The sequence below is a fragment of the Gorillibacterium sp. sgz306347 genome (assembly GCF_059735245.1).
In genome coordinates this window covers 1-12,281 of record NZ_JCAPET010000077.1, presented here as the reverse complement: position 1 = coordinate 12,281, position 12,281 = coordinate 1, and the positions used below count along the sequence as shown (strand labels likewise).

The 12,281-nt window shown below is 57.3% G+C and carries 10 protein-coding genes; 9 read left to right on the top strand and 1 reads right to left on the bottom strand.

Features of this window, described 5'->3' with window-relative positions:
* The first annotated feature begins 485 nt into the window (after positions 1-485).
* The 3 genes from AC6I6H_RS22000 (at position 486) to AC6I6H_RS21990 (ending at position 2,939) form a co-directional block, all read left to right on the top strand.
* A complete protein-coding gene (locus AC6I6H_RS22000) occupies positions 486-905 on the top strand; it encodes a hypothetical protein (RefSeq protein WP_497956684.1) in 420 nt (139 codons plus the stop codon).
* Positions 906-945: 40 nt separating this feature from the next.
* Positions 946-1,392: a hypothetical protein gene (locus AC6I6H_RS21995; protein WP_497956682.1), complete on the top strand. Its 447-nt coding sequence runs from the start codon at positions 946-948 to the stop codon at positions 1,390-1,392.
* A gap of 299 nt (positions 1,393-1,691) precedes the next feature.
* Positions 1,692-2,939, top strand: a complete 1,248-nt coding sequence (locus AC6I6H_RS21990; protein ID WP_497956681.1) for a GGDEF domain-containing protein — start codon at positions 1,692-1,694, stop codon at positions 2,937-2,939.
* 24 nt (positions 2,940-2,963) lie between these two features.
* Here AC6I6H_RS21990 and AC6I6H_RS21985 read toward each other — a convergent pair whose 3' ends face one another.
* Entirely contained in the window at positions 2,964-3,209 is a 246-nt protein-coding gene (locus tag AC6I6H_RS21985) for a hypothetical protein (RefSeq protein WP_497956680.1), read from the bottom strand.
* 524 nt (positions 3,210-3,733) lie between these two features.
* On the opposite strand from AC6I6H_RS21985, the gene AC6I6H_RS21980 reads away from it, so the two are divergent.
* The 6 genes from AC6I6H_RS21980 (at position 3,734) to AC6I6H_RS21955 (ending at position 11,639) form a co-directional block, all read left to right on the top strand.
* Entirely contained in the window at positions 3,734-4,231 is a 498-nt protein-coding gene (locus tag AC6I6H_RS21980; protein WP_497956679.1) for a zinc ribbon domain-containing protein, read from the top strand.
* Between the two features lie 249 nt (positions 4,232-4,480).
* On the top strand, positions 4,481-5,299 hold the full coding sequence (locus AC6I6H_RS21975) for a MerR family transcriptional regulator (RefSeq protein ID WP_497956677.1): 819 nt from the start codon (positions 4,481-4,483) through the stop codon (positions 5,297-5,299).
* A gap of 110 nt (positions 5,300-5,409) precedes the next feature.
* On the top strand, positions 5,410-7,401 hold the full coding sequence (locus AC6I6H_RS21970; RefSeq protein ID WP_497956675.1) for an FAD-dependent oxidoreductase: 1,992 nt from the start codon (positions 5,410-5,412) through the stop codon (positions 7,399-7,401).
* 239 nt (positions 7,402-7,640) lie between these two features.
* Entirely contained in the window at positions 7,641-8,915 is a 1,275-nt protein-coding gene (locus tag AC6I6H_RS21965) for a YsnF/AvaK domain-containing protein (RefSeq protein WP_497956674.1), read from the top strand.
* Positions 8,916-9,184: 269 nt separating this feature from the next.
* Complete coding sequence (locus tag AC6I6H_RS21960; protein ID WP_497956673.1) at positions 9,185-10,135, top strand: VanW family protein; 951 nt, start codon at positions 9,185-9,187, stop codon at positions 10,133-10,135.
* 175 nt (positions 10,136-10,310) lie between these two features.
* Positions 10,311-11,639: a S41 family peptidase gene (locus tag AC6I6H_RS21955; protein ID WP_497956671.1), complete on the top strand. Its 1,329-nt coding sequence runs from the start codon at positions 10,311-10,313 to the stop codon at positions 11,637-11,639.
* The last annotated feature ends 642 nt before the right edge of the window (positions 11,640-12,281 follow it).

The window sequence follows — 12,281 nt, the reverse complement described above, 5'->3', positions numbered from 1 at the left end:
CAGGAGGTTAACGAGAACCCTGTTCCTTTTCGCTGGACGTATGGAGTAGAAGGACGACTGTAAAAACGTTATTTTAGGATCTATCTACTAGAATGGATCGCTAACCGGCTTGAGGAGATAGATGGTAATTCTCTCGCAAGGGAGCTTTTGGGGAGAAGAACTAACCAGTTTTCAATGCGTTTATAATAGGATAACTAGCAACAGGTTGATTATGGTCAGATACCGCCATGATTAACCTGTTTTTTATATGTCCAGATTAACTTAACGGAAACAAGCCTGGAAGATGCATTCAATAATATCCAACTTTTCCGGAATAGTATGGATTGGATCATTGTTATACTTTGGTGCTGTTGGTACAATCAAGCTGGCGGAGATTATAAGTGTCCTTAGAACTTGGTTGTGTGTCATGATAGATCCCGCTTAGAGGGGTTGAAAATAAAACTGGGCACTCAATTGAGTATCAATAGGATGGGAGGAGGACAAAAATGGCGACTTTGCAATCACCTATCAATGAAAAGTTCGAAGAGCTTTTAAATGAAAGCAATGAACGATTTGATAATGGCAGCTATGAAGAGTCTATTTTGTTGTTAGAAGAAGCTTGGGATTTAATACCGGAACCAAAAGGTATTTATTGCGAAGAAAGCTATCATTTGGTAAAGGATATTGTGGCCACTTGCTTGATAACAAACGATCTTAAGAAGGCAAAAGTATGGGCGGGTAAAATATTTTTAACGGGATTTGATCGAATTGATTCGGGCGATAAGGAATTTATTTCGGGTAAAGTGGCTTTTGAATTAGGAGAGTGGGAGACGGCAAAAGAGTTTTTTCGCATTGCAAACAGGAAATCAGAGGGGAGATGTTTTGGAAATCCGGAAGACGCTAAATATCTGAAATTTCTTAATTAGGTAACCGTTGGATTTTCAGTTAGCCGGGGGGATTGAAAAAATGAAGCAAGTAATCCTGTCGATCTGCATCTTAATCTTCAGTGGGATTTTAAATGGTTCACTATCAGAGCAACAGACTTATACCGGATATCTTTCTATTGAGGGGGATACGCTTAAGATTGACGACTTTGAGTTTATAACCTCCGAAAATAAGGAGAGAATCCGGGAATTGGGGCTAACCGCATTGGATATGCCCAATGGCTATTATATTCATAACGAGACAGAGGATAGAAAGAGCTTTACGCTTGACGAGAAGACCCACTATACTTTTTACGACACCTCCAACCTTTTTGTAAAGGAAGAGGATGATAAAAAGTATTTCACCACAAGCCGGAAAGAATTTGAGACTTTTCTGTATAGAGGGAAGGATGTTCCCCTCCGAACGCCCTTTGAGATAGTAACCCAGGGGGAGAAGGTTGTTTCGGTAACGGAGATCTTTGTTAACTAACGCTCCGATGGGCGTTCGTTATTGCGATTGCGCGCACAACGGTGCAGGAAGTCTATACCCTAAACACGTTTCCGCTACATAAAGAGGTTGCAATAAAACAGCTTGATTATGGGTCCGGTATCACCATGATCGGGCTGTTTCTGTTGCCATCGGTTTCTTGCCCTTTTCATCGGGAGGCAGACTAGCGCGCCCCATCCCTTTGCGATACGCTCCCATTTTTCCTGCTGCATGCGGACCGGTTAACTGCCGATAATAGGAGAGTACATATATCGATAACCCGACCGAAGGGATAGGCCGACTTGAAGACCGCGCGCAAAGTGTTTTTGCCTGTATTGGTTCCCCTGCTTTTCTTGGCGCTCTCTTATTTGATGCTTCTTAAAGCGGCTGACATGACCAAGCCGCAGCTTGATCTTCTGACCGTTTCCCCGTATGTCATCCTGCTTGCCGGGGGCGTCATTGCCTGGAAGTTTAACCGCAGCCGGGAGCTGTTTGCCATGCTGCTCTTTGGCGTTGGGCTCGCGTGCTTGTCGGAGCTGCCCGTGAGGCTGGCGGGGCTCGACCTGCACCGGCCGGCGGTTTCGTTCCTGCTCGGCGTGGCCCTTCCGCTTAACCTCGCTTTCTTTTCCCTGCTGCGGGAGCGGGGGATCGTCAGCCTGTGGGGGCTCCTGCGGCTTGGCTTCATTGCCGCGCAGTTCGCCGCGCTCCTGCGGTTCAGTCAGGCCGGCCATACGGCCTGGCTGCCCCGCTTGCGCGGCAGCCTGCTTCCGGCAAACCTGGAGCCGGGCCTGGCGCTTCCTTTGCCGCCGCTTTCCTTGCTCGCCTTTGCGGCCGCCGTGCTGACGCTGCTTCTCCGGCTCCGCTCCAAACGGTCCGCGCAGGACATTTCGTTTCTGGCCGTTCTGGCGGCGGTATTCTATGTTTTTGCGGCGGGCAAAGGCAATCCGGCGGAGTCGGCGCTTCTGGCCATCGGGTTCGGCGGTGCGGGTCTTATTCTGATCGCCTCCATCCTCCGGGATTCGTACGCAATGGCGTTTACGGACGAGCTGACCGGGCTGCCGTCCCGGCGGGCGCTGAAGCAGGACATGATGAAGCTCGGCTTCAGCTACAGCATCGCCATGCTGGATGTGGATCATTTTAAAAAATTCAACGATACGCACGGCCACGATACCGGGGACGATGTGCTGAAGCTGGTCGCTTCCGTCATCCGGGAGGTAAAAGGCGGGGGCAAGGCGTACCGCTACGGCGGTGAGGAGTTTACCGTTTTGTTCCGCAACAAGACCTGCCAGGAGGCGATGCCCTACCTGGAGGAGTTGCGGGAGACCGTTTCCCAAAAAGGCTTCGTCCCGCGCGGAAAGGAACGGAGCAAAAGCGGAAAAGGCGCAAAAAAGCCGGCCCGTCCGAAAACGCCCAAAGAGCTGTTCGTCACCATCAGCATCGGCGTTTCTCAAAAAAGCGACACCAGCCGGAAGCCGGACGACGTGATGAAAGCCGCCGACAAAGCCCTTTACCGGGCAAAGAAAAAAGGCCGCAACCGCGTCAGCAAATAGACGGCCGGGGCCTTGATCCGATTTTCATTTAAGTTCGGTAAAAAGCCGAATCTCTTCTTTTTCCGAACGAAAGCCCACGCTTTCGTAAAGTGCAAGGGCGGAGTCCACGGCGGGAAGAGGCTCCCGAAGATCGCGCCGCAGGCGGTAGAGCCGGTCCAGCGGCCGGAAGCCGAGCTGCTCGGAAAAAGCCAGCTCCGCCTGCTCCGAAGCATCGTAACCGACGCACAGAGCCGTTTCCCGTTCCGGCGGAAGCGACTCTTTTAGCTGCAAAGCCCTCTCATATAAAGAGAGATCGAGCGCTTGCAGCAGAACAGCGTCGGATTCCCGCCCCGGTTCGGTTTTTACATTGGCATCTATCTCGGGTCTGCATTCAGTCGTGTAGGCTAGCGGCGCTATGTTGATTACCCCGACCTAGCCTTTGGCGATCATGCGGCCGTTTTCGAATACGCAAGCTGTGTTTTGCCAGTATGGTCCATTCCGTTTTGTTTACGGTCATTTGCTATCTCCTTTGCGCATCGTTGCGAGGCATATGCAACGGCGAAGGAATGAAAAGAATCAAGAGCCGCTGATTTTGACCGATTTGTTCCCGATGGGCGGCGGCCGCTACGGAGTTGTGTTTCGTCCCCAACCGAAGGGGCAGTCGGAGCCCCGCGAATTCCTTGTACTTCTGATGGAGTAGCGGGGGTGGGGCGGCGGAGCATTTCCCCGATACAAAAGAACCGCCCGTTTGGTAAAATAAAGGTGCGAGCCGTTGGCATTGATCATCGCGGGTATCCGCTGAAAGGGGGAGCAAGATGTCTTTTTTTGACAAATTGGGCGAGAAATTAAGCAGCACGGGCAAAGACGTCGCAAAGAAAACGAAATCCCTGACGGATCTGACCAAGCTGAATCTCCAGATCAACGGGGAAGAAGACAAGCTGCGCGACGCTTATGTGGAAATCGGCAAGCTGTATTACGAGCTTTGCGGGGAGGAGCCGCATGATGCGCTCCGGACCCGCTGTGAAACCGTAGCCGCATCGTTGGGGCGGATTGAAGAGCTGAAGCGGCAGGTGCATGCAATCAAGGGGCTGAAGGCTTGCCCGCAATGCGGCGCGGAAATCCCCGCCGGCTCGCGGTTTTGCGGCAAATGCGGGGCGAAGACGGAAGAAGAAGCGGTCATTGTGGCGGAAGCGGAGCTGGTGGAGCCGGAAGCCAAAGCCTTTTGCGCCGATTGCGGGCGGGAGCTGCCGGCGGAAGCGCAGTTTTGCGACCATTGCGGACGCAAGGCGGAGCCCCGGGACGGCCAGCTCTAGGAGCATGTCCCGGAACGCCGGTGGGCGGGCTGTCCGCCGCGCCCAATGGAAAGGCCATCCCGATGCGGGGGATGGTCTTTTCTTGTTTTTGCGGGAGATAGGCAAGGAGGCTTCCGTAACGGCAAAGCGTTTCGCTTCGGCCTCGTCTATAACATCACCTCCCTTTACCGGTGTGAAGTCGATTACAGGCATCGCTTTCCGCGACACGGTATGATGAAGGTTCAGACAGAGCCAAAGGGGACACCAGACATGAAATATTCCATCGGGGAATTTGGTTCGATCCTGGGGATTACGGCGGATACGCTTCGCTTGTACGAAAAGCACGGCATCGTAGAGCCGTACAAGGACCGCACCAACCACTACCGCTATTACAGCGACCTCGACGTCCGCAACCTTTTGATGAGCCGGTGGTACCGGAGCATGCGCATCCCGCTGCAGGAGGTGGGCGGGCTGATGAAGACGTCGTCCGCCGGAAGCATTCTCGGCAAAATCCGGGGGACCGCCGAAGCGCTGGAGGAAGAAATCGAAGCCGGCTTGCGGCTGCTGCGCCGGATAAGAACGATTGAGGCCGAGCTGGCCGAGGCGGAGCAGTCGCTTTTCCGCTGTGAAGTCAAGGAGATCCCGGCCATGTACCGGCTGAAGCAAACGGACCGCAACGATCTGCTGATGCTCGATTTCCTGAAAGAAACCGTCAACGAGTGGATGGAGCTGCTGCCTTATACGTTTTTCTCATTTCGGATGGACCGGGAGCCTCTGGTCTGCGGAGGAGAAAGCTGCCCGTACAGCTGGGGCATTGCCCTGCATGAGGAGGACGCGCAGCTTCTGGGCGTCTCGCTTGACGAGCATGTGGAATATGTTCCGGCCGCAACCTGTGTGACCGCGGTGATCCGGGCGCCTGAAAGCGAGTTTATTGAGCCGGGGACGATCCGGTTTTTGCTCGCCTATGCGGAAGAGAACGGCCTTGCGGTTTCCGGCGACATAACCGGAAAGCTGCTCCTGACCGAAAAAGAACAAGGCGCCAGCCGCTCGTATCTGAAGTTTTTTCTTCCGGTTTCCGTTCGCACATAGGAGGCGGAATGAACCTTTTTTCACAAAAGGCTTGACCTTGGTGCCGCACCAATGTTTTACACTCTCCTTGTAACGGTTTGTTACAATCACATCACGGGGAGAGACCATTCATGAAGGGACGGAACACCATTCACAAAGGGCTGCTGGTCGGCACAAGCCTGCTGCTTGCGGCTTCGCTGCTCGGAGGCTGCAAGAAAAACACAGCGGCTTCCCCCGCGCCATCGGCTTCGGCGGAAGCAAGCGCCACGGCGACGGCCTCAGCTTCGCCTTCTTCGGCGGGCGCTTTTAAAGCCGGGACTTATACCGGAGAAGCGGAAGGAAAGGACGGCATCGTAAAGGTCGAGGTTACGATGAGCGAGCCGAACAAAATCGACGACATCAAGATCGTCAGCCAGACGGAAACGGGCGGGCTCGGCGATTCGGCGCTGGAGAAGGTCAAGGAGCAGATTCTGAACGGGCAGAGCCTGGCGGTCGATGCGGTCAGCGGCGCCAGCTTGTCCAGCAGCGCCATGGTAAGCGCGGTGGAAGCCGCCGTGAAGCAGTCGGGCGCCGATGTGGCGGCCCTCAAGGTGCCGGTCAAAAAAGCGGGCGAAGGCAAAACGGAGCAGCTGAGCGCGGATGTCGTGGTCGTCGGCGCGGGCGCGTCCGGCGTTTCGGCGGCGGTGACCGCTGCCGACAATGGCGCAAAAGTGATTCTGCTCGAGAAAACGGCCGTCATCGGCGGCGCGAGCAACCTGTCGTGGGCGGGCAAGTTTTACAATTCCTCCGCGGCGGTGGACAGCGGGCTGAAGGTGGAAGTGGAGAAGGAAATCGCCGACTGGATCCTCAACAACCACTGGCGCGTTGATGCGGCGGCCATCCGCCAATATGTCACGAAGTCGGGCGAAACCTATGATTGGCTGGCCAAAAAAGGGTACCAAACGACGTTCCTGAATTTCGCCGGCGAACCGCTTCATGTGCTGCCGGACTATTCGAAGCGTGAACCGGCGCTCCGCAAGATGCTGAACGCTTCGGTGGAGCAAAACGGCGGCCAGGTGCTGACGGAAACGCCCGCCAAGAAGCTCATCGTCAACGATGCCGGAGAGGTCACAGGCGTCATCGCCGAAAAAGCGGACGGCACCACGCTGGAGATCACGGCCAAAAGCGTCGTGATGGCGACAGGCGGCTATGCGGCCAACGCCGAGATGGTCAAGGAAAGCTTCGGCTTTGAAGGCATCAACGGCGGCCTCGGGCAAAACGTCGGCGAAGGGCTCCAGATGGCATGGGAAGCCGGAGCGAAGGTGCCGGACAACTTTGGCGGCCAGATGCTGCACCAGACGCTGGCGAGGGCAACGGCCAAGCTCAAAGGCCAATACGAGCCTTTCCAGGCAAGCTACCCGCTGATGCTGACGTACCTGCCCAACTTCATGAACGTTGGCCCGTCGGGCGCCCGCTTCCGCGACGAAGCGGCGACGCTGACCTCGGTCGCGGCCGCCAACACCAGCGCGTTTAACGGCCCTTATCACCTGGTCATTGTGTCGCAATCGCAGCTGGATGCGCTTGCCGCCAAGGGGATGAACGGCGTCAAGGCCCCCTCGCTGCCGGGCATGCCGCCGGAATTTTACGCGGAGTTTGCCGGCCAGTTCACTTTGGAGAACCCGTGGAAGGACGTTCAGAAGGTTTTTGATTCGATGGTCGCAAATGGGGACGGCTTCAAAGGAAACACGGCGGAAGAGCTGGCGAAAAACGCAGGAATGGACCCGGCGGTGTTTGCCGAGGCGTTCAAGAACTATACCAAGGCGACCCATACCGGAGCGGATGCGGAATTCGGCAAACCGGCGGAATACCTGCAGCCGATGGGCGAAAACGGCCCGTACTACGCGGTTGTCGCCGAGATCAACAACCTGGGTTCGGTCGGCGGCCTGCTGGTTAACACCAAATTCCAGGTGCTGAACGACAAACGTGTGCCGGTCAAAGGCCTCTACGCCGTCGGGTTGGAGTCCGAAGGCGTACTGTTTAACGATACTTATGTCGGCAACGGCGTTGGCATCGGCTACTCCTTCACCTCCGGCCGTCTCGGAGGGGAAAGCGCGGCGAAAAACGCGCTGGATGCCGCCAACTGACCCGTTTGGCGGGCCGGCAAATCGGCACGGGACATGCTTGCCCGAACGGGCACCCGTCCCGCATTACAATTGCATTTCAGAAGCGCCGTTTGGCGCGCAAAGGCTGCCGGGCAAGTGCCGGCAGCCTTTTCTGTGCAGCCCGCTTCCAGAAACTTGCTGTTACGAATCCCGGGGGCCGGGTAAATAGACATGTGTCAACGCAACCTTTTTCCAATAAAGCTCAAGAGGAGGAATTCGACATGGCAACCAACAAGATCACAGGTGTATTCAACTCAGAGCAGGACGCCGTTCGGGCCATCGAAGAGCTGCAAAGGCAAGGCATTGCGAAGGACGACATTTCGGTAATCGGCAAAAACAAAGACGATGTGAAAGATATGACCGAGACAACCGGCACCAAAGCGCCGGAGGGATTGGCGACCGGGGCGGCGACCGGCGGCTTGCTCGGCGGCGTCACCGGACTTCTGGCCGGCCTTGGCGCTTTGGCAATCCCGGGCATAGGGCCGATCGTGGCGGCTGGGCCGATCGCGGCCACCTTGACGGGCGCCGCTGTAGGCGCCGGCGCCGGCGGGCTTGTCGGCGGCCTGGTTGGCATGGGCATCCCGGAGGACGAAGCAAAGGAGTACGACGCTTACGTCAAGGAAGGGAACTATCTGGTTCTGGTTGATGCGGAAGCCGGGGAACGCGGAACCGTTTATGAAATATTCGGCAAACACCATGCCGTAAACGTACCGAACTATAACCGGGGCATGGAGGAGGCAGCCCTGGCGGACGACAACGCGGCGTTCGAATCTGGCCAAGACTGGTCCGACGCGCCTTCGGATATGGCCCGTACGGCGACGGCTTCCGAATCCCGGAATCCGGCGGCGCTGTACGGCGATCATACGGACCGTTCGGGCGCTTACACCGGGACGGAGAGTACGGGCTATTCCGCTCCGGCGGACGACTACGCGGATGTCCGGGAAACGGACGCTTACGCCCGCGATTGGGGAACCGAAACGGATGCCTATGCCCTTGATAACGAATCCGGAGAGGCTTATGCGCGAGGAAGCGATACCGTCTACGGGGAACAGCTGGAGGACCGGCATGTGCCCATCCGGGAGGAGCGTCTGGATGTGGAGAAAAGCCGGCAGCAAACGGGGGAAGTAACCCTCCGCAAGGAAGTCATTGAGGACGAGAAGACCATTCATGTCCCGGTTAGCCGGGAAGAAGTCGTCATCGAGCGCAAGCCGGTTTCCGATTTTGCCGGCGACAGGCAGGCAGCCCCGATCGGCGAAGAGGAAACCATCCGGATTCCCGTAAGCGAAGAAAAGGTGGACGTGCATAAAAACACGGTCGTCACCGGCGAAGTTTCCGTGGGCAAACGGACTGTCGAGGAAACCGAGCAGGTCCGGGATAAAGTAAAACGCGAGGAAGTGCGCGTGGAACGCAGCGGGGACACGGTGGTCAAAGGGGAAGAGGGGTTAACCCGCAAAAGCCGGGGCCTCGACCTTGACGGCGACCTTGACGGTAAGTAATGGACGGCGGGAATCCAAGGAGACCCCAGGTCAACTTGGTTAACCTTAAGGCGAGCCGAAGGCACTTGGTCAACCAATAAGAAGGACGGCCGGGCATTTGCTTCTTGGCTAGAGAAGAGCGTTCTGCCGCAAGGGCAGGCGCTCTTCTTTGCTTTCGTTTCGGCTCGGGTTGGGGCGCGGCGGTTGGGATGCCGCAGGCCGGCGCTGTATGCCACCGCCGGATTTCATCCATACTAAGCCGACGATCCGCATTGGGGGGCCTGATAATCGTGAGCTTGAGCTGGATCATGGCGGCGGCGCTGTTTTTATCGCCCGGGCCGCTTCCCGGTCTGGTTTCCATAGAGCAGGAAGGAACGCCGGTGGACACCGTTGCGGCACGGGATTATCTGCAGCCGTTCGTCGGCGTGCCGCTTGTGGACGAAGAGAGGTTCGCCCGGCTTGCGGATGACATCTCCGGCAAGGTGGACATTCCTCCCCGGGATGCCGCATTTGGCGGCAATGGGGAAATTCAGCCGGAGCGGGACGGTATCCGCCTTGACCGGACTGTATTCCGGGACCGGTTTTACCGGGCCGTTTACGAAGGGACGCCCGGACGCATCGAGGTGCCGCTGGCGAAGGCCCGCGCCCGGGTAGACGGCGAGCTGCTGCTCGCGATCCGGGCCAAGCCCGTTGCGCAGTATGCGACCTATTACAACCCGGGTAATAAAAACCGTTCCCAGAACATCGTTCTGGCCGCAAAAATGCTCAACAACCAGGTGGTTTTTCCCGGGGAACGGTTGTCGTTCAACAAAACCGTCGGCAAGCGGACGGCTGAAAAAGGCTATCTGCGTGCGCCAGTCATTGTGCGCGGGGAATATTCGGGCGACATCGGAGGCGGCATCTGTCAGGTTTCTTCGACGCTCTACAATGCCGCCGACCGGGCCGGCATGAAAATCGTAGAGCGGCATTCGCACAGCCGGAGCGTGTCCTATGTCCCTTCGGGCCGCGATGCAACCGTCAGCTGGTACGGCCCGGATTTTGTTTTTCTTAACCCGTATAACCAGCCGGTGCTGATCCGCACTTACGCGGGCAGCGGCCAGATCCGGGTCGTTTTTTACGGGCCGGAAGCGTTGAAAGCCCGGCCGCACGAGGTGCCGGGGGCATCCAAGAAGCTGCCCGAGGAAGTGCCCGCCGCTCCGCAGCCTGATCCTTACGCTCCTGGGCTCTCCGGCTCGGGTTAACCGTGCTGCGGCGGCACGTCTTGGTTTTAAAGGAGCCGTTCCATCCCGCAGCCCGTGGCAGGGGCTGCGGGATTTTTTTGCGTTTGCGGGAATCAGGGGGGGCAGAAGGGAAACGTTCGTTCCTTGTCGAATTAGAGGAAAGGATGGAAAGGGACGGAAAAGGGGCTCCGAACGTATGAAGCGGCGGATCAAAAGAAAGCGTATGATTCAGGGAGGCTTGCTTCTGCTGCTTTTTTTGGTAGCGGCGGGCGGTACGGCGGCCTACTATAAATATCCGATCGCATTAAAGGCGGGACGGACGCCGGTAATCACGGAACAGCCGGTTGCGGACCGTTTTTTGACTGCCGCTCAGGTACGGTCCGACGCGGAACAGATGGCGGCGTTCCTGGAGGACGTGCATCCGGCTTTTCTGGAGAAGCCGTCCCCGGCTTATCTTACGGAGAAGGAACGGTATCTGTCTTCCGCAACCGAGGGCATGACCGTGGGCGAATTCCGGCTGGCGACAAGCCGGTACTTGAGCGTCCTGAACGACGGGCATACGCATCTGTATTGGGAAAGCGGTCCCGAGCTTGAGGTGAGCTGGGAATGGCGGAACGGGGGCCTTTTCCTGCTGCCCGGAGGGAAGCTTCCCGCAGGAGCGGAGGTGAGGGCCGTCGGCGGGGTGCCCATTTCCCGGGTAATGGAGAAGGTGGACGAGCTGTTTCCGGCCGAAAACGATTCCGCTACCGCCTTGAATTTTGTCACCCACGCCAAGCGGAAATCCGTCCTGGAGGCGGCGGGGGCGGAGGCCGGCGGTCCGGTTGTTCTGGAGCTGAAAGCGGACGGCGAAGTGCGGCAGGCGGGCATCCCATACCGGTTAACGGAGCAGGCGGCCGTTCAAAACGGGCTGCCTGACGCAGAAAGCCGGAGGGAGGGCGATTTTTTTATCGTCACCCTGCGGATCTGCCAAACGGGCCCGGAGCTGGACCGGGCAATTGACGAGCTGAAGCGGGCGCTGAGCGAGGGACTGCGCAAGGTCGTGATCGACGTGCGCGGAAACCCGGGCGGCGATTCCCGGGCGGTCACCCGGCTGCTGCATGCCATGTCCATGCGGGAAGGCGCTTACGGCAGCGTGATCCGCTTCTCGAAGGAAGCCTCCGGGCAGAGGGGCTACCTTCGTTCCAGCGGTTCGGTTTCGTTTAAGCCGGACAACCGGTCGCTGGCAAATGACAAGGTGGACCTGTATGTGCTGACCGACGAACGGACGTTCAGCTCCGCCACCATGCTGGCCGTCTGGGTTCAGGACGGGAAGCTGGGCCGGGTGGTCGGACAGCCTTCCGCCAACAAACCCTCCAGCTACGGAGATATTTTGTATTTTCAATTAAAGGAATCCAAGCTGTACGGAAGCGTGTCGCATAAAAGGTGGCTGCGCCCTGACGCCTCAAAGGACGACGAGCCTGCGCTTATGCCCGATATTCCGGTGCATGCGGGCGAAGACGCCCTTCAGCTTGTGCTGGAGAGATAATCGCTCGTCCGGTTGCGAGCTTGAGCTTATCATCTTCTATTAACCGCATCCTGCCTTGACTGGAGCCGCACGTATCGAATGATTCAAAATGGCCTGGTTTGGAGGGTTCCAAACATGGGCCTATGGGATGCGGTGAGGTCCAGGCTGCAACCGTCGCGTGGAGCGGTGGAGCGGAAGCGGATGAACCCTTCACGCGGGATGCTTGACCCGCAATACCGAAAAGCGCCTACGAAAAGCGTCCCGGCAAGCCAGCCAAACGTTTGCCGGACGCTTTTTTTCATACTTGTGAGGTATGAGCTGCATGATCGTCGCGTTAATGGGCGACGTTTCGGCTGGAAATCAACGGGAAGGGCTTCGGGCGTATGGGAGTCGGTCCGCTCGAGCCTCTAACAGCATGCAGTGCCCGGATCGCCTTGCGGAAGGCGAGAAGGTAACGGTCGGAGTAACTCTAACGGTAGATAAACATGGGACGGTCGGAGTAACTCTAACGGTAGATAAGCATGGGATGGTCGGAGTAACCTTAACGGAAGGCGAGCATGAGACGGTCGGACAAATTCTAACGGTTGCCAGCGAGCTTATTTGGCTAAAAACGAGCGATTTCAAAATCTAACGGTTGCCACGGAGCTTATTTGGCTCGGAGAG

What these genes read in the sequence shown, in the direction of transcription:
- AC6I6H_RS21970 (WP_497956675.1), top strand. Translation starts at nt 5,410, where the DNA reads ATGAAGGGACGGAACACCATTCACAAAGGGCTGCTGGTCGGCACAAGC.
- AC6I6H_RS21965 (WP_497956674.1), top strand. Translation starts at nt 7,641, where the DNA reads ATGGCAACCAACAAGATCACAGGTGTATTCAACTCAGAGCAGGACGCC.
- AC6I6H_RS21995 (WP_497956682.1), top strand. Translation starts at nt 946, where the DNA reads ATGAAGCAAGTAATCCTGTCGATCTGCATCTTAATCTTCAGTGGGATT.
- AC6I6H_RS21955 (WP_497956671.1), top strand. Translation starts at nt 10,311, where the DNA reads ATGAAGCGGCGGATCAAAAGAAAGCGTATGATTCAGGGAGGCTTGCTT.
- AC6I6H_RS22000 (WP_497956684.1), top strand. Translation starts at nt 486, where the DNA reads ATGGCGACTTTGCAATCACCTATCAATGAAAAGTTCGAAGAGCTTTTA.
- AC6I6H_RS21980 (WP_497956679.1), top strand. Translation starts at nt 3,734, where the DNA reads ATGTCTTTTTTTGACAAATTGGGCGAGAAATTAAGCAGCACGGGCAAA.
- AC6I6H_RS21975 (WP_497956677.1), top strand. Translation starts at nt 4,481, where the DNA reads ATGAAATATTCCATCGGGGAATTTGGTTCGATCCTGGGGATTACGGCG.